Origin of the sequence: Paenibacillus solani, assembly GCF_050475945.1 — a bacterium.
Classification (GTDB): domain Bacteria; phylum Bacillota; class Bacilli; order Paenibacillales; family Paenibacillaceae; genus Paenibacillus_AQ; species Paenibacillus_AQ solani_A.
The window spans coordinates 138,512-155,239 of record NZ_JBCMXJ010000005.1 but is presented as its reverse complement, the minus strand read 5'-3'; the positions used below and the strand labels follow the sequence as shown (position 1 = coordinate 155,239).

17 protein-coding genes and 1 riboswitch are annotated in these 16,728 nt (G+C 44.5%); all 17 genes read left to right on the top strand.

Annotation, left to right across the window (positions count from 1 at the left end):
• The first annotated feature begins 125 nt into the window (after positions 1 to 125).
• Positions 126 to 680, top strand: coding sequence for a biotin transporter BioY (locus ABEQ74_RS02380; protein ID WP_430119057.1), 555 nt, complete (start codon positions 126 to 128; stop codon positions 678 to 680).
• A 53-nt stretch (positions 681 to 733) separates the two neighbouring features.
• Positions 734 to 2,215 carry a class I adenylate-forming enzyme family protein gene (locus ABEQ74_RS02375; RefSeq protein ID WP_430119055.1) on the top strand — a complete coding sequence of 494 codons (1,482 nt, stop codon included), beginning with the start codon at positions 734 to 736 and terminating at the stop codon, positions 2,213 to 2,215.
• Complete coding sequence (locus tag ABEQ74_RS02370) at positions 2,212 to 3,363, top strand: thiolase family protein (protein WP_430119053.1); 1,152 nt, start codon at positions 2,212 to 2,214, stop codon at positions 3,361 to 3,363. The genes ABEQ74_RS02375 and ABEQ74_RS02370 overlap by 4 nt, the downstream gene beginning before the upstream one ends.
• The gene (locus ABEQ74_RS02365) at positions 3,360 to 3,740 is read left to right on the top strand and encodes an FAS1-like dehydratase domain-containing protein (protein ID WP_430119051.1); all 381 of its coding nucleotides are present in this window, start codon (positions 3,360 to 3,362) and stop codon (positions 3,738 to 3,740) included. The genes ABEQ74_RS02370 and ABEQ74_RS02365 overlap by 4 nt, the downstream gene beginning before the upstream one ends.
• A complete protein-coding gene (locus ABEQ74_RS02360) occupies positions 3,737 to 4,081 on the top strand; it encodes a MaoC family dehydratase (protein ID WP_430119049.1) in 345 nt (114 codons plus the stop codon). Before ABEQ74_RS02365 ends, ABEQ74_RS02360 begins: the two co-directional genes overlap by 4 nt.
• A complete protein-coding gene (locus ABEQ74_RS02355; protein WP_430119047.1) occupies positions 4,078 to 4,899 on the top strand; it encodes an SDR family NAD(P)-dependent oxidoreductase in 822 nt (273 codons plus the stop codon). Before ABEQ74_RS02360 ends, ABEQ74_RS02355 begins: the two co-directional genes overlap by 4 nt.
• The gene (locus ABEQ74_RS02350; protein ID WP_430119045.1) at positions 4,900 to 5,700 is read left to right on the top strand and encodes an ATP-binding cassette domain-containing protein; all 801 of its coding nucleotides are present in this window, start codon (positions 4,900 to 4,902) and stop codon (positions 5,698 to 5,700) included.
• Positions 5,685 to 6,548, top strand: coding sequence for an ATP-binding cassette domain-containing protein (locus tag ABEQ74_RS02345; RefSeq protein ID WP_430119043.1), 864 nt, complete (start codon positions 5,685 to 5,687; stop codon positions 6,546 to 6,548). Before ABEQ74_RS02350 ends, ABEQ74_RS02345 begins: the two co-directional genes overlap by 16 nt.
• The gene (locus ABEQ74_RS02340; RefSeq protein WP_430119041.1) at positions 6,541 to 7,344 is read left to right on the top strand and encodes an energy-coupling factor transporter transmembrane component T family protein; all 804 of its coding nucleotides are present in this window, start codon (positions 6,541 to 6,543) and stop codon (positions 7,342 to 7,344) included. Before ABEQ74_RS02345 ends, ABEQ74_RS02340 begins: the two co-directional genes overlap by 8 nt.
• A gap of 26 nt (positions 7,345 to 7,370) precedes the next feature.
• Positions 7,371 to 8,330, top strand: a complete 960-nt coding sequence (locus ABEQ74_RS02335) for an NAD(P)H-dependent flavin oxidoreductase (protein WP_430119039.1) — start codon at positions 7,371 to 7,373, stop codon at positions 8,328 to 8,330.
• 190 nt (positions 8,331 to 8,520) lie between these two features.
• Positions 8,521 to 9,069, top strand: a complete 549-nt coding sequence (locus ABEQ74_RS02330; protein ID WP_430119037.1) for a sigma-70 family RNA polymerase sigma factor — start codon at positions 8,521 to 8,523, stop codon at positions 9,067 to 9,069.
• The gene (locus ABEQ74_RS02325) at positions 9,062 to 10,204 is read left to right on the top strand and encodes a DUF4179 domain-containing protein (protein ID WP_430119035.1); all 1,143 of its coding nucleotides are present in this window, start codon (positions 9,062 to 9,064) and stop codon (positions 10,202 to 10,204) included. Before ABEQ74_RS02330 ends, ABEQ74_RS02325 begins: the two co-directional genes overlap by 8 nt.
• Positions 10,205 to 10,392: 188 nt before the next feature.
• A riboswitch (cyclic di-AMP (ydaO/yuaA leader) is annotated at positions 10,393 to 10,552 on the top strand.
• Between the two features lie 133 nt (positions 10,553 to 10,685).
• Complete coding sequence (locus ABEQ74_RS02320) at positions 10,686 to 12,509, top strand: APC family permease (RefSeq protein WP_430119033.1); 1,824 nt, start codon at positions 10,686 to 10,688, stop codon at positions 12,507 to 12,509.
• A 507-nt stretch (positions 12,510 to 13,016) separates the two neighbouring features.
• Positions 13,017 to 13,589: a C40 family peptidase gene (locus tag ABEQ74_RS02315; RefSeq protein WP_430119031.1), complete on the top strand. Its 573-nt coding sequence runs from the start codon at positions 13,017 to 13,019 to the stop codon at positions 13,587 to 13,589.
• 166 nt (positions 13,590 to 13,755) lie between these two features.
• The gene (locus ABEQ74_RS02310; RefSeq protein ID WP_430119029.1) at positions 13,756 to 14,907 is read left to right on the top strand and encodes a phosphotransferase; all 1,152 of its coding nucleotides are present in this window, start codon (positions 13,756 to 13,758) and stop codon (positions 14,905 to 14,907) included.
• A 76-nt stretch (positions 14,908 to 14,983) separates the two neighbouring features.
• The gene (locus tag ABEQ74_RS02305) at positions 14,984 to 15,481 is read left to right on the top strand and encodes a DinB family protein (RefSeq protein ID WP_430119027.1); all 498 of its coding nucleotides are present in this window, start codon (positions 14,984 to 14,986) and stop codon (positions 15,479 to 15,481) included.
• Between the two features lie 146 nt (positions 15,482 to 15,627).
• Entirely contained in the window at positions 15,628 to 16,572 is a 945-nt protein-coding gene (locus tag ABEQ74_RS02300) for a stalk domain-containing protein (RefSeq protein ID WP_430119025.1), read from the top strand.
• Positions 16,573 to 16,728 lie beyond the last annotated feature (156 nt).

The following is a 16,728-nucleotide window of genomic DNA, read 5'->3' as shown; positions in this document are numbered from 1 at the left end:
TTTCTATTGTCAACCGAAATAACGAAAATTTTGGTTTACAATAGAAAAAGATCAGTATATCATTTATCCATACCTAGAAGTCGACTCTAGTATATTCTAAATCGTAACACGTATCGGAGGAAACCATGAAGACTAAAGAGATTGTATTTGCCGCATTATTTGCCGCGTTAATTGCTGTAATGGGATTGATTCCGCCCATTCCGCTTGGATTTATTCCCGTACCGATTACATTGCAGACACTCGGCGTAATGTTGGCAGGGTGTTTCCTGGGCAGGAAGACGGGTTTCATCAGTTTGTTATTATTTATCATTCTGGTAGCCATTGGTTTGCCGTTGTTATCCGGTGGACGAGGAGGGCCATCCGTATTTGTGTCGCCGACAGTTGGATACTTTTTGAGCTGGCCTCTGGCCGTGTTGTGTATCGGTTATGTAACGGAGAAGATTTGGTCGAAGTTAAGTTTGTGGAAATTGATTGTGATCAACTTTGTGTTCGGTGTATTGCTGATTAGTTTAATCGGTGCTCCAGTAATGGCTCTTATTACAGGAACATCCATCTGGGCAGGTCTTGTGGGTGCAACAGCCTTCTTGCCGGGGGATTTGTTAAAAGCGGTGGTTGCATCGATCGTAGCGGTTCAATTAAAAACACTCAGCCCGATTGACGATAAAGTAAATCGTACATAAATCGACCTTCTCAAAACGGTTCATTACATAAATTTTTAGATGGATGTGTTGAGATGAATATTGTACAACCCTTGCTAAGTTATGCTAGTGAGTATCCGAACAAAGTGGCATTATCCCATGGTAATGAGCGCCGAACCTATTCGGCACTCGTACAGCGTATGAGGCGAATCGCCAAGGGACTTCAACTTGAAGGAATTATCCAGGATAAGATTGCTATTCTATCTGCCAATCGCATTGAATTCGTCGAAGTTTTTCTCGGTGCTATTTATGCGGGATGTGTTCCCGTGCCTCTGGACCCGAAATGGAGCAGTACACAGATACATTCGGTTATTCAAGAATGCCAGCCGAGAATGATCTTTACAGAGACTAGATTCGTCAAGGATCTAGTCTTTCCCACTGCGGAGTCCGTAATTATAACATTGGGTGATCAAGGTGAAGGTTCCTACGAACGCTGGCTCGAGGCTTTGAGTGCGGAAGCTGATATGGGTGAAACGAACGAATTGTTGTTTATTGGTTTCACATCGGGAACAACAGGTAAGCCAAAAGGGTTTATGCGTACGCATGGATCATGGATCAAAAGCTTTGAGGCGACAGGAGCTGCATTTGAACTCGATGACATGAAACATATGATTGCACCGGGGCCACTTGTTCATTCCTTGTCATTATTCGCATTGATGCAGAGCTTAACCAGTGGAGCAACCTTTCATGTTGTACACCAATTTAATGCTGGCGAAGTTCTTGAGCTCTGCCAGAGCTTCCCACACGCAACCTTGTTTGTTGTACCTACCATGATTGAGGCCATGCTGCAGTTGGCTATTCCCGGAAAGTTGAAGATTCAATCGATTATGAGTTCTGGCGGGAAATGGACTGAAGCATCAAAGCAGAGGAGCAAGGAAGTATTTAGCGGGGCTAAAATCTATGAATATTACGGCTCCTCTGAAGCAAGTTACATCAGTTATTTGAATATTCACGATGAAAGTAAACTGAATTCACTAGGTAAACCTTTTCCAGGTGTAGAGGTCTCCATCCGAGACGCAAACGGAGAGGAAGTTCCTGAAGGTGCTGCTGGTCAGCTCTACATACGAAGTGAGATGATGTTCCTTGGATATTATGGATTACCCGAAGAAACGAGTAAAACGATTCAAGACGGTTGGTTAGTCCTTGGAGATATTGTATACAGGGATGCGGACGGCTATTTGTATCTAGCAGGTCGCGCCAAGAATATGATGGTGACCGGAGGGCTTAATGTATTCCCGGAGGAAGTAGAATCGATCTTGCTGCAACTTCCGGAAATTCATGAAGTCATGGTGCTAGGGGTCCCAGACCCATACTGGGGAGATCAGATAACGGCACTCGTAAAATGGACAGGACAACAGCGATTATCCATTGAAAATATGAAGCATTATTGCAGTCAACATACAGCAAGTTACAAAGCACCCAAGCGGCTCATCACGGTGGATGAATTTATATATACCAGCAGCGGCAAGATAGCGCGCCATGCTATGGCCGATTATGTAAAGAGAGTGATCACATGACAGAAGCTGTAATCGTTATGGCTAAACGCACCCCGATTGGCAGAATGGGCGGTGTATTGAGCCGGGTTGAACCGGAGTCACTATTAGCACCGCTTATACGACATATTATGGCTGAAACGAGATTGCCCCAGGAGAGCATTGATGATGTGATCATTGGCAATGTCGTTGGTCCCGGTGGAAATATAGCAAGAGTAGCAGCGCTTGAAGCAGGGCTGCCAGTCAATGTCCCAGGCGTAACGATCGATCGGCAATGCGGTTCGGGACTCGAAGCTATTAATATAGCGGCCAGATTGATTCAAAGCGGAGCAGGTGAGATTTATTTAGCAGGTGGTGTAGAGAGCACAAGCCGTGCGCCATGGAGAATGGCTAAGCCTGAGACACTGATGGGAATGCCGCAGCTCTATTCACGAGCTCCCTTTACTCCTGGCTCCTATGGCGATCCCGATATGGGTATTGCCGCGGAGAATGTCGCTACTAAGTACCATATTACTAGAGAAGAGCAAGATCAGTATGCACTTAAAAGCCATCAAAAAGCAGTGCAGGCGCAGCGAACGGGCCGATATCAGCAGGAGGTTATACCTCTTCAAGTTCAGGGTGAGTGGATTACAACTGATGAGTGTCCCAGAGCTGATACCAGTCTCGTTAAGCTGCGGAAGCTGCCGCCCATTTTTCTCGAACAGGGGACGGTTACGGCTGGCAATGCTTGCCCGCTCAATGACGGAGCCGCACTAGTACTCATCATGTCTCGTGAAAAATGTGAAGAATATAAGCTCAAGCCAATTCTGCGAATCATCGATGCTCAAGCGTCCGGTGTAGATCCTAATATACTGGGGATAGGTCCAGTTCCAGCCGTGCGAAAAGTGCTTCATCGTCAGCAGCTCAGTGTAGATGATCTTGATTTGGTGGAATTTAATGAAGCTTTTGCTTCGCAAGTGTTAGCTTCCTTGAGGGAGTTGCAAATTCCCGAGGATAAGGTTAATCCGGGGGGCGGTGCTTTGGCTATTGGACATCCTTATGGTGCATCAGGGGCTATATTAATGACGCGGTTATGTTCTGAAATGCTATATAATCCTTATACAAGAGGTCTTGCGACGCTCGGCATCGGCGGAGGCATGGGGATTGCTACTCTTGTTGAGGCTGTGAAATGAGTCAAGTGCAGCAGCGATTGTATATTACGGCGCAGTGGATTACTCAGTATTCACAGTGTATCGAAGCTCCCTTGCAGAGGATAGATGGTGATCTTATAGCTCCAGCCACGATGCCTATTATTTTCTGGCAAGAATTTGATATTCCCTGGTTGGAACCCTATAAACCATACATTCACGGTTCACAAAATTTCTCATACGTAACACCGATCAGGGAAGGTATGGTTTTAGATTGTGAGCTAGCCTTATCAAAAGTAGAAAGAAAAGCAGGAAGACAAGGGGGGCTTACATTGTTCACCCATACGCTTACTTGTACCTGCGACGGCGAGTCTGTTGTCACCGCTGAGACGGTGTTAATTCGGGTAGGTAATGAGCATTGAAGAGACGTATAACGGCGGAAGCGATCCGGCAATATGCTTACGTTTCTAAAGATGATTCAGCTATACATTTGAATGCTGAAGCAGCAGCAAATTCAGGCTTCAAACGGCCTATCGTGCATGGCATGTATATGATGGGCTTAGCTCAATCCCTTTATATCAGCGAACACCCTCAGCAATGGATCACAGCGTATGCATTGAAATTCATAAATCCACTATACGTTGATTCAGATGTGGTTTTTGATTTTACAGAAACAAACGGAGATATTTGTGTGACGGTTACGGGAGAGGATGGAGAATTGATTGCATCAGGCACTTTAACATTGAAAGAGGGGCTGTTATGAATAAAGTAGCAATCATAACAGGATCGACAAGGGGAATTGGTCGCAGCATCGCTGTGTTTCTTGCACAGAGCGGATATCGAGTCGTCGTGAACGGGACAAACCAATCACTAATCAACGAGGTCCTACAGGAGATTGATGATGCGGGCGGCGATGCGCTCGGCTGTTGTGCCAATATTGCAGATCCGAGGCAAGTTACTGCCTTAATCGACACCGCTGTGGCTGGGTACGGGCAAATCGATGTCTTGATCCATACTGCCGGTAATTTACGTGATCAAACTTGTCTTCGCATGACCGATGAAGAATGGCAATCCGTGATTGATGTTCATATGAATGGTGCCTTTTATACGATTTCGCGAGTTCTGCCCCATATGACTATGAATGGAGGCGACATCATTCTGATGACTTCTACCGCGGGTTTAACCGGTTCGATCGGGCAGGTGAATTATAGCGCAGCCAAAGCGGGAATACTCGGCATCCTATGGACGCTTGCAGCTGAACTAAAGAAGTATCACATCAGGGTCAATGCTATTTCACCGGCAGCCTTAACGGATATGACGAGGCCTGTCATTGAACATCTGAGAGAGAAATATGCCCGTCGTCATGAGCCATTTCCTGCATTCTGGCAGGTAGGTGAAGCTGAGGATATCGCCCGCTTCGTCTCTGCTTTACTTGGACAGCGAGATTCAAGCTTAACTGGTGAAATCTTTGGCGTGAATGGTTCGAAAATAACGAGATGGGAGAAGCCCCGGCCTTCCTTTTCTGAACATCATATCGACGAATTCTTCACAACATGGTACCGACAGAAGGGAAGTAACTAGATGCTTACATTCGATCAAGTTCATTTTTATTATAAAAAGGGTCAGCCTGTCTTGGAAGACATCAGCTTCACCATCAAACCCGGTGAGTTCGTAGCGATTGTGGGGGCAAACGGGAGCGGGAAATCTACTATAGCGAGGCTGATGGATGGACTGGTACTTCCGAAGCAGGGCAGCGTACAGTTTAATGACATGGATACATCCATTCCGGCAGATTTGAGGACCATTCATGAACAAATCGGTCTGGTGTTCCAGAATCCGGAGGATCAATTCATTACGACCACTGTTATGGATGAGGTATTATTTGGTTTGGAAAATATTCGCGTACCAAGAGAAGAGATGCTGGATCGCCTTCAGCACGCATTGCGTGCTGTTCATATGGAGGGGCATTTAGAGGCTGTACCTCACGAGTTATCCGGCGGGCAAAAACAGCGCGTAGCCATTGCAGCCATCATTGCGATGCGCCCTCAAATGATTATTTTCGATGAGGCTACATCCATGCTAGACCCACTGGGGAGAAGGCAAATCATATCCATCATGCATGAGCTGCATCAGCAGGGCATGACCGTTGTTCATATCACTCATCATATGGAAGAAGCCCTGGCTGCCAAGCGTATGCTTCTTATTCATCAGGGTAGTCTCAAATATGATGGCGATCCACTGCGTTTTTTTGAAACGATGCCTGCTGAAGACTATCAGCTGCAATCACCATTTGCCGTGCGGCTTCATCAAAAACTTGGCCAAGAGACCACGCTCAAAGCCGATTGGAAGGAGATGATCCGCTCACAATGGTCTATCAACTAAGCCAAGTTAGTGTTCATTATTCTGATCAAGAGGCTTTGCACCAAGTTAGTTGCATCATCGAAGAGGGAAAATGGATATCAGTTATAGGACAAACCGGTGCAGGAAAAACCAGCTTTGTGAAGGTATTAAAGGGTCTGGTATCTCACATTGAAGGAGCATATACGATTGATCAACAGCCTGTTCAGCGCGATACCAAGGGTCAGCTCAAGGTCATCCCGGACATCGGCTACGTGTTTCAATATCCTGAGCATCAATTATTCGAAACAACGGTTCATAAGGAGCTTGCCTTTGCTATGAAGCACCAAGGGTGCTCGGATCAACAGATTTTGGAGAGAATTCAGACGATATTGCCACTAGTCGGTTTATCAGAGGAGATCCTTTCCATGGCGCCCTTTCAATTGAGTGGAGGCCAGAAGCGCCGAGTCGCCATCGCCTCTGTCTTAATGACGGAGCCCAAAATGCTGATCGTGGATGAGCCAACAGCGGGTCTTGATCCGATCAGTCGTACGGCAATGTTACAGCTGCTAAAGAATTGGCAGCAGCAACAACCGGGTCGCACTCTAATATTCGTATCACACCAGATGGAAGATGTCGCGGAGTATTCCGATGAAATCCTTCTGTTTCATAAAGGCCATCTGCTGGGACAATATGATCCAGCTGTTTTGTTCCTGGAGCTGCCACACGTAGTAGAGGAAGCTGGATTGTCACTTCCTGAGCCGGTTCAGCTGCTCAATCTATTTGAAGAGTTATCTGGGAAGAAGATTGAAGTACATAGCTGTAGAGAAGAAGATATCATGCGTGCGATCATGCCCATATGGAAAACAAGGAGCGTTGTCTTAAATGGCTAATACCGTATTAATAGGTCAATACGTAGAGACGCATTCCTTATTTCACAAGTTGGATCCACGGACGAAGCTTATAGGCATATTTGTCATACTGCTGAGCTTTCTGTTGTTAGATTCGCTTCTAAGTTATGTATTCGCTACCGTATTTGTTGCTGGCTTATTGATCTTATCGAAGATTCCCGCTCACTTGGTTTGGAGAGGAATCAGGCCTATTTTATTTATTCTATCATTTACTTTTGTATATCATGTGATCTTCACCAAAGGAACGGTCATTTGGTCTTGGTCTTTCATCGAGTTAACCCGGGAAGGGCTGTATAATGGGATTCGATTCGTGTGGCGGATTGTATTACTCGTCTTGCTGGCATCCGTATTAACTTTAACAACTAAGCCTCTAACACTAGCTCATGGACTTGAAAAATTACTGTCGCCGCTATCCAAGCTTAACGTACCCGTGGAGCAGTTTTCGTTAATGATTGTCATAGCCATCCGGTTTATCCCGACCATCCAGCAGGAGCTGGATCGAATCCTTCTCGCGCAGAAGGCTAGAGGCTTTGATGTACCAAGTTTATCGCTACCTAAACGTGTCATGTCTTACATTCCAATTCTAATTCCCTTACTGTTTACGACGATTCAGCGTGCTGAACAACTGACTTACGCCATAGATGCACGTGCTTACGGTAATGGCAGAGGAAGAATCCGCTTTAATCAACTGGAGCTTCGCAGAATTGATTATCAAGTATTGGGAATTGCCATCCTAATTGCTTTGATCCCACTCTTACTAAAGATATCCGGAATATAAATGATCTTATAGTGGAGGCGCGCTCGATGAAATGGAATACCCGAATCTCCGAATTATTGAATATTCAGTATCCTATCTTACAAGGCGGACTCGCATATTTAGGATATTCAGACCTAGCCGCTGCCGTTTCGAATGCCGGAGGATTGGGACAGATTACAGCCCTGAGCCTTCCTTATGCGGATGCACTTCGTGAAGAAATTGAACGGGTAAGGCAATTGACAGACAAGCCGTTTGGGGTGAACTTTGCAATAGGCATGCATGGTGCTTCTTATATGGACCGTGTGCAGGTCGCTATTGACGAGCAAGTGTCCGCGGTGACAATTACTGGCGGAAATCCGGCCGAGATATTAGAGAAGCTGAAACCTACAGGTATCCCTACACTGGTACTTGTTTCTTCAAGAAGACAGGCACAGAAAGCGGAACAGCTCGGCGCGTCTGCCATAATCGTTGTAGGACAAGAAGGTGGAGGACATATAGGACGAGACGATGTTGGAACTATGGTGCTTGTACCTCAGGTCGTCGACGCCGTTTCCATTCCCGTTGTCGCCTCTGGCGGAATCGGCGATGGTCGGGGCTGGATGGCTTGCCAAGCCCTCGGTGCCGAAGGAATCGTGATGGGGACGCGGTTCATTGCTACGCAGGAATGCGTACATGCCGCCGCTTCTTATAAACAAGCATTATTGGAGAGTTCGGAAAGTGATACAGTTGTCATTAAACGTTCGATTCATGCTCCCGCGAGGGTATTACGTAATGAATATGCTGATGAAATTCTGGCAGTGGAGCGCACGTCACCAACGTATGAGTCTTTAAAAGACTATATCAGCGGTGAAGCTAACAAGCGCTGGATTTACAAAGATCTGAAAGACGAAGGCTTGGGCTGGGCCGGTCAAGTAACGGGGATGATCCATGATATCCCGACTGTGTCGGAGTTGATTGACAGAATGGTGAAGGACGCAGAGCGTATTCGTGAAAATTGGAGAGCTTGAGCATATCAAGATATAGAGTTCCCACTCAAGTAACTAAATAAAAAGCAGCTTAGGTCTGCCAGGTTGAAACGAACCATACCCGCTGTAAAGCGGGTTTTTCTTATTTAAAAAAATAAAAAAACTGTTTGTTCTATTAATCCGTCTTAAACCACAGAACAGCAATAGAGAGACGAGAAAAGGAGAGGAGAGCATGGCCTCCAAAGCCGAGATGAAAAGGGTATTGCTCGCAGAATCGGATGACGAAACCGATTTCTTTCAATCCATTATGGAACACCGGGATACTTTGATGAATATTGCCTATAGTTACTTGCGCAATCGACATGATGCCCTTGAAGCAGTGCAAGAGATGACATGCCGAGCATGGATTAAGCATGCATCATTAAAAGATAAGAGGGCATTCAAATCTTGGATCATTCGCATCCTAATCTATGTTTGCATTGACGAACAGAGACGCCGAAAGCGGGCTGTCCCGCTTCCAGATGCTGAGCTGGAGAAAGCAATAAATGAACCTGTTATTGAAGAAATCAATGATGACAAACTTGCTATGTGGTCTGTGTTACAGAAGGTGAAGCCCAAATACCGACATGTGCTGCTGCTGAAATACTATAATGACATGACACTTTCGGAAATCGCTGCAATCCTCCGCAAGCCAGAGGGTACGGTAAAGACATGGCAGCACAAGGGGCTGGAGCAATTACGAAAATTAATGATTAATCGGGGGGTATGGCAAGATGACTAGTCCTGAAGAGCAAGCGATGTATACTGAGGCGGCCATGATCCGACAGCAGCAGAAGCAGCAGTTGCAGACAATCGATGCTACATATGCCATTCAGCGTGGATTAGCGATGGGAAGGAATAGTCGGAAATCACGAGCCTTTTCTATAAAAATAGCTTCAGTAACACTCACCATGATCATGGCTGCTGGTCTATTATTGTTCAATCCGATTAGGGAATCCATCACATCACAGACAGTTCAGACAGCTAAAGAACAGACCTTGGATTGGGGAGCGCTAAATGACTTTAAGCAGTTGGCTCTACATGATATCGACGGAAGCACATTAGAGTCGGCGATAAGAAACGATTACATTCAGATGGTCAACAAATCAGCCAAATCAGGACCTTACCAGATTAAGATTAATGCCGTAACGGCTGACGAGAACAAGTTAATATTGCTATATACGGCCACGACGGATTCCAGTCAGGAAATCTACAACGTGAATAGTGTTCGCATGACAGATGTACAAACAGGCCGTTATCTAGGAAACACATCAAAAATAGGGAGCTCTGCGGATAATCAAATCTGGCATGGACGAGCAACATTAGAGCTTGATCGAAACAATCCATTACCGGGTCATATTGAAGCCGACTTTCAAATTGCATCCGTAGAGCCCGGAAAAATGTCCGATCCGAAGACGGGGACCGTCCGGTCGGAGATGAATTACTCTGAGAGAATGAGAATAGAGTTCGACTTGGATTCAAAATTCTCATCAATGAAGACAGAAACCTATAAACCTGATGAAGTCATCATGCTTGGCGGTCATCAGGTACTGTTATCCAGGGTTGAGATTTCTCCGCTTATGACAAAAGCAACGTTCGTTTTCGATCCGGGCAAGAAAAATGACTTTCAAACAAGGATTTCAATAAGCGAATTGTTAAATCCGTATGAAATTGTATCAACAACGGATGATGGGCGGATGTTCAAATCATCTAGCGTGTCAGGAAGCGGAACTAAAGACGGAATTCAGTATATATTTGGCAGCAATATGCTGGATGCTCCTCAATCTATGGTAATGAGGTTGTATTCAGAATACCGGCAATCATTCGGATCTGTAGAGGAAGCTAAAGAAAATGCACTGGAGTTCACCATAAAATGAAAATGCGAGTGAATTCACGATAATGCATGATAATAATCGAGTACACCATTTGTAATCGGTATCATGAACTTATTTTTAACATTTTTAAACTCATATGTGCTTCTATGGTTCTTTACAGCAAGTGCCAGATAGGAGTAAGATTCATTCGTAATCATGAATGGGATTACAAGACCGTATATAAATTGAATATTCCTAGATCGCTTAATTCTGAAACCAGAAGCGGGGGAACCAATAAGATGAAGGTCACTTTCATCTCAGGGGTGAATCACTAGCTATTACTGCAAGTGTAGGGATACTTTCTATCCCGAATCCGTCAGCTAACCTCGTAAGCGTTAAGAAAGAGGAAATTGTCGTGAGCTTTGTTTATTAAAGTCACGGGAAAGTCCAGCTTTCCTGTGGCTTTTTTGTTGTGTCTAAATTGCGGGCAGGACGCTCTTAGTACACATCGACTTATATTTTATACACTGGCGGTGAGCTAACGATGGCAGCATTAAAAAGATTATTAATTGGTCGTCCACTGAAATCTAACGAATTGGGAGAACAAAAGCTTAACAAGAAAAAGGCGTTAGCTATCCTGTCCTCCGACGCTTTATCTTCCGTTGCTTATGGTCCGGAACAAATCCTGCTTGTTCTGATCACAATCAGTGGAGCGGCTCTCTGGTATTCCATACCGATTGGAATTGGAGTATTGGTTCTATTAACGGCGCTGGTGCTTTCTTACCGTCAGATCATTTACGCCTATCCGCAGGGTGGAGGAGCATATGTCGTATCCAAGCAAAATCTGGGTGTCCTTCCTGGGCTCATTGCCGGAGGCTCTTTGCTTGTGGATTATATTTTAACCGTGGCTGTCAGTGTTTCAGCAGGTACGGACGCATTAACTTCAGCTTTCCCGGCCCTGCATGAACATAAAGTGGCGATCGCGGTTACGTTTGTCATCTTGCTTACTATTTTGAATTTAAGAGGGGTTACCGAGTCTGCGACCGTTTTGGCTTATCCGGTTTATCTATTCGTGTTCGCGTTACTCCTGCTGATTCTGGTAGGGATATATAATATTCTCACAGGGCATGTTTCTCCGGAACTGCATGCTCCAATTGGGACACCGGTGGCAGGTATTAGTTTGTTCTTACTCTTAAGAGCATTCGCTTCAGGAAGTTCAGCTCTCACAGGTGTTGAGGCTATATCTAACGCAATCCCGAACTTTAAAGATCCTGCTCCCAAAAACGCAGCCAGAACGTTAATGGCGATGGGAATTCTGCTTGCCGTGTTATTCTCTGGTATTGTATTCCTTGCCTATTATTTAGGGATATCGCCTTCGGCACAAGAAACTGTTGTATCCCAGATCGCCAATCAAACCTTTGGACGTAATATAATGTATTTCTTTATTCAAGGTACTACAGCTCTGATCTTGATTCTTGCAGCGAATACGGGTTATTCAGCGTTTCCACTGCTTGCTGTCAATCTTGCTAAGGATAAGTTCATTCCCAGAATGTTCACGGTGCGGGGAGATCGGCTCGGGTATTCGAATGGCATCTTAATTCTCGGTCTATTATCCATCTTGCTGATCATTGCATTTCACGGACAAACGGAGCATCTCATTCCGTTATATGCGGTTGGCGTATTTATACCTTTTACACTTTCACAGACGGGCATGATGATCAAATGGATTCGTGAGAAACCGGCAGGCTGGGTCCCTAAACTAGTGATTAATACAACGGGTGCTTTGATTAGTCTGACGGTGTTTTTGATGTTCTTCATGACGAAATTTATGCAGGTTTGGCCATTCTTTATATTTTTACCTTTTATGGTGTATCTGTTCTATTCCATTAAGAAGCACTATGATGCTGTTGGTGAACAATTGAGGATTACAACTTGTGAACCTTCCATCGAGATTAAAGGTAATGTTGTTATTGTGCCGGTATCCGGTATTACACATGTCGTCGAGCATTCCTTAAATTATGCGAAGTCGTTATCGGCAGATCAAATTATTGCGGTATACATTCCATTTGAACGGGAGGAATTATCTCGGTTTGAAGAAAAGTGGAAAAAATGGCGCCCCGATGTGCGGCTTGTGACATTGCATTCGCCTTACCGGAGTATCATTCATCCATTAAGCAAGTTTATTGATACGGTAGAGCGCAAAGCGACGGAGTCTCAATATCAAGTAACAGTAGTCATTCCGCAATTTATCCCTAAAAAAAGCTGGCAAAATCTACTTCATAACCAAACCAGCTTTATGCTTCGTGCTTATTTGTTGTATCGCAAAGATGTCATTGTCACAACCGTTCCGTATCACCTGAAAAAGTAATGGCAACCTATGCATCAATCAGAAGATCGGTCGATCATGACTTATGTCTAAATCCCTTTGATGAATGACATTACAGTCATTTTTTGCATAATCTGTGAGGGATACTTGATCATAATGCAATCGGGAATGTCTTTTCTTATTTTTAGTAAGTCATCCCTTATGGATATATGGGCTGCCTATGGGGTTCAAGATTCAGTATACCGCGTCGAGTATGTGAGTCCATGGAAAACGAATGCAGCCAAGGAACTCAATCGATAGTTTCTCCAAGGGAGGACTTGGTAACGGCAGGAAATAAAGAAGAAATGTAGAAAATAATTGACATACTATCTAAATCATCTGGCTGAAAGAAAGGCTATTCAGCTTCAAGGACAATTCACTATCAAAAAGCATATGTACTAGTACAGAGCGAAAGAGATATTGCGAGTTCTTAAACAGGAAGGTGTTATAACTGCGGATGATTAATATGATGAAGCCTGATCTCTGGCTTTATTGTGGGAGAGTGAATACATGAATCTTCAAGTCAAACAGAAGCCCCAATTAACCATCAAAGCTAGCGGTGAAAAAATCATAAAAGAAGGCTATAAGTATTTATCTACACCCTACCGTTGGGGAGCAAAGCCATTTCAGACTGATGAATTTGACTGTAGCTCATTTGTTCAGTTTTTACATGGTCGGTTTCGTATTGTTTTTCCGCGAACATCACGAGAACAATGTTTGCTTGGCGAAAAAGTAGAAAAAGATCAACTGAAACGAGGCGATTTATTATTCTTTACGAATCGCATGCGTTGCAAAAAGAAGGGGATCGAGAGGGTAGCACATATTGCCATCTTCCTGGGAGATAACAAAATGCTGCATTCTTGCAGGCATAAGGGAGTCACCGTGTCCAAATTCTCTGAGATCATTAATGAGGCGAAGCAAAAGCGCTGGAGCGATTACTATCTTTTCGCGAGAAGAATTCCCTATTATATGGAATCATTAATGGTGGATAACATAAGCAGCGCTAAGAAGGAATATCAAGTTCTTGTTAGCACTAGCGCCAGAGTTTCAGCAGAGAAGAGACAGAAGTCAGGCTTGATTTAGAGTGAGAAACACTCAGTAGTGCGGTATACCCTGATTCTTCGGGAGGCTATCGCACTACTCCCAAGTCAGTATGTCTGACTATCGCTAGGGATGTAGCGGCATCTACGAGTTGGACGAGCCCGCGACCCATCAGGAATTTGATATATAAGAGGAGGTGAAACGAGCGGTGGCCAGCGTAACGATAACTAACAATACAGCGATGGATTTTGAAGGGAAGATTGAACATATCCTTGCCTGTGTCCAAAAATGTCTTGAGGAAGAAGATATAGAGTTATTGAATGTGTGCTGCGACGATATCGGATATAAAACACCAAACTTCACGACATCCGGCATTTATCGTATACATGGGTCCGCAAGAATCCAGAACCGCGAAGAAAAAACATGGAGTATGATCGTTAAGGTGATTAAACCGGACAGCGAAGAGAAGAATTCTGCCACACATCACAATTATTGGCGGCGCGAAGCGCATGTATTCGAGTCGGGTATTTTGAATGATCTGCCGAATGATATCAAGGTTACAAGATGTTTTGGTGTAGAAGAGCTAACAGACGCTACAACTTGGATATGGATGGAGCATATTAAGGGCAAATATGCAGATACATTAGAGCAGTTTTCTTTTATCGCAGAACAAATAGGACGGTTTAATGGTGTTTATCTAACCGGAGACAAGATATTGCCCTGCTATGATTGGTTATGCGAGGCATGGCTTACATCATGGACGACAGCCAGTCGAACCTACGCGCCTGATGTTGCTGAATATGCCGAAAGAATCTCTAACGATCATTTGCAAATGTTATGGTCTTGGTATCAAAATCTAATTGCGGAACTTGATTGTATGCTGGAATCCCTTCAGCAATTGCCTCGTGTATTGGCACATCAAGATTTGAGTCAAATGAATATGCTTCTTGTGACAGATCATCATCACCCTGCACAGCTTGCATTGATCGATTGGCAGTTTATGAGTATTTCTGGTGTCGGGGAGGATTTAGGCAAGTTGTATGGCGTAAATATGAGTCTGGGAATTATTCAGCCTGATCAGTATGAGGAATTCCAAACCGTACTTTATCGATCATATTTGGAAGGGCTGCGGGCAGCAGGCTGGCAGGGGGACGAGCGGCTTGTTCGCTATGGATTCTGTTTAAGCACGGCTTTAAGAAGCGTATGGGAAGTTCCTCAATTTTTCTCCATGTTGGCTCAGCTTGAGACAGACCCGCATAACACCAATCTCAGAGATCGCTTGTCCAGGCTGGAGAGAATTTTGTGGATTCATAAGGCTATGTATACGGAAGTTCAAATAATGACACCTCAGTTATTGTAAGGTACGAACCATCAAACTGGCATGGAACGATTCTGTCTTTGAAATGGGAAATCCATAAAAAAAGTAGGAGGTCTTTATGCAGAAACAACTAATCATCGGGGATGCCATGCAGGAGCTTGCCGCGACGCGACGTATACTGGAATGTTTACCCGAGGAGCATATGACGTGGAAGCCGCATGTAAAATCGATGACATTGGGCGGGTTAGCCACTCATCTAATTAACCTGCTGAACTGGCAAATGGCGATCCTCCAATATCCGGTACTCGATCTATCGGCCGTACCGTCCCGGCGGGAAGCTTTGACATGTCGTGAAGATGTTCTGAAAGAATTCGATGTGAACTTCGTCAAGATGGAACAGCTGTTAGCCGATTGCGATGAGAAAACACTGGGCGAGGAATGGACCTTGCGAAACGGGGACCATATCATCCTGCGCCAACCGAGGGCAATGGCACTGCGTACCTTCGGATTGAGTCATATGATTCACCACCGGGCACAGCTCGGGGTGTATTTACGGTTGCTAGATGTTCCGGTGCCGGGCATGTACGGTCTTTCGGCCGATGAGCTGAACCACTAAACGAAGATCTCTGTTGCCGCAATGTATCGGTATTACCGCCGGTACACTGCGGCTTTTTGTAGTCCATCAATAGACTCAACTGGTAAGATATGAAACTTATTTAATATTTGTCGCGTCTACATTTTTGAAGGGAGATGGCGGCCAAGATGAGAAGAGGAAGGCTTCTTGGGAGAATCGTTGTAGGATCGATTAGTTTGTTTCTGCTGGTGCTTGTTATAGGCGTGCTGGAATTTCAATACGGCATGATTCAAAAAACAGTTTATTCATCCAAAGTGAGACATTATCTCGAACAAACATATAACGAGCCGATGGTTATCAAAAAAGTCACCTATTTATGGGATAATATTGAACCTATCAGTGCACGAGTGCACCCCAAAAGCTCGAGCAACCTGGAATTCAGTGTTTATCCAAGCAAGGATACGCCCACCGGATATCGGGATGATTATGCAGAAACATTATGGGTTTATCAAGTCAAAGAAGATGTGGAACACCGTTTATTGAACATTGACAGCGATCTCAAGAGTCAGCCTTTTATAGATTTCACTTGTTGTGCAGAAATAAAGGACCAGATGAAAGTAGTCGAAGGAACGATCCCATCTTACACCCAGTCAAACTTGCAATTCGATTTAATATTTCAACTAGAACGGGCCCTGCAAAAAAATGATCTGGAGCAAATGTTTCATATCCTAACGGCTTTAAAACCCTACGAACAGCCACGATTCGGCATCATCTTATTCCTGCTGCAGCCAGAAGACAAGTCCTACCGCGTCGAATATAAGATACCGGGGGCAAAGTTGAAGGATATCCATACAATAGAAGACCTTAAACCTTTTAATGAAAGCCGTCTTCCCGCCAGGGAACTTGCCGAAAGGATTGAAGCTGAAATTTCATGGGATGCATCAAACTCTCGGGTCGTGTTTTCAAAAGGGGATACTGTGTTAGAGTTGAAGCATTGGGGAGAGGAGGTTCTTCTGAACGGAGTCCTGTTACCAGATGCTTTACCCTCTTTCCTCGGAGAGCAAGGAAACTTACTCGTGCCTGTTGGGCTGCTAGAAAAGGCTTTTCAAGTTGAGATTCCTTTAATTGAATAGGCTGAATATATATAAAGTCTATATCCCAAAATAAGTATCGTCTTGGAATCTATGAAATTTATAAAAATTAGAAGCCATTACACCCTTGTGAAATTGAATCACGGGGGTGTTTTAGTGTCCGGCTGTTTTGACAATCAAACCGTTCTATTTACATTA

Excerpts from the sequence above, each read along its gene's own strand:
- ABEQ74_RS02320 (WP_430119033.1), top strand. The coding sequence starts at position 10,686 with ATGGCAGCATTAAAAAGATTATTAATTGGTCGTCCACTGAAATCTAAC.
- ABEQ74_RS02375 (WP_430119055.1), top strand. The coding sequence starts at position 734 with ATGAATATTGTACAACCCTTGCTAAGTTATGCTAGTGAGTATCCGAAC.
- ABEQ74_RS02370 (WP_430119053.1), top strand. The coding sequence starts at position 2,212 with ATGACAGAAGCTGTAATCGTTATGGCTAAACGCACCCCGATTGGCAGA.
- ABEQ74_RS02300 (WP_430119025.1), top strand. The coding sequence starts at position 15,628 with ATGAGAAGAGGAAGGCTTCTTGGGAGAATCGTTGTAGGATCGATTAGT.
- ABEQ74_RS02315 (WP_430119031.1), top strand. The coding sequence starts at position 13,017 with ATGAATCTTCAAGTCAAACAGAAGCCCCAATTAACCATCAAAGCTAGC.
- ABEQ74_RS02325 (WP_430119035.1), top strand. The coding sequence starts at position 9,062 with ATGACTAGTCCTGAAGAGCAAGCGATGTATACTGAGGCGGCCATGATC.
- ABEQ74_RS02330 (WP_430119037.1), top strand. The coding sequence starts at position 8,521 with ATGGCCTCCAAAGCCGAGATGAAAAGGGTATTGCTCGCAGAATCGGAT.
- ABEQ74_RS02380 (WP_430119057.1), top strand. The coding sequence starts at position 126 with ATGAAGACTAAAGAGATTGTATTTGCCGCATTATTTGCCGCGTTAATT.
- ABEQ74_RS02305 (WP_430119027.1), top strand. The coding sequence starts at position 14,984 with ATGCAGAAACAACTAATCATCGGGGATGCCATGCAGGAGCTTGCCGCG.
- ABEQ74_RS02345 (WP_430119043.1), top strand. The coding sequence starts at position 5,685 with ATGGTCTATCAACTAAGCCAAGTTAGTGTTCATTATTCTGATCAAGAG.
- ABEQ74_RS02355 (WP_430119047.1), top strand. The coding sequence starts at position 4,078 with ATGAATAAAGTAGCAATCATAACAGGATCGACAAGGGGAATTGGTCGC.
- ABEQ74_RS02350 (WP_430119045.1), top strand. The coding sequence starts at position 4,900 with ATGCTTACATTCGATCAAGTTCATTTTTATTATAAAAAGGGTCAGCCT.
- ABEQ74_RS02335 (WP_430119039.1), top strand. The coding sequence starts at position 7,371 with ATGAAATGGAATACCCGAATCTCCGAATTATTGAATATTCAGTATCCT.
- ABEQ74_RS02365 (WP_430119051.1), top strand. The coding sequence starts at position 3,360 with ATGAGTCAAGTGCAGCAGCGATTGTATATTACGGCGCAGTGGATTACT.
- ABEQ74_RS02340 (WP_430119041.1), top strand. The coding sequence starts at position 6,541 with ATGGCTAATACCGTATTAATAGGTCAATACGTAGAGACGCATTCCTTA.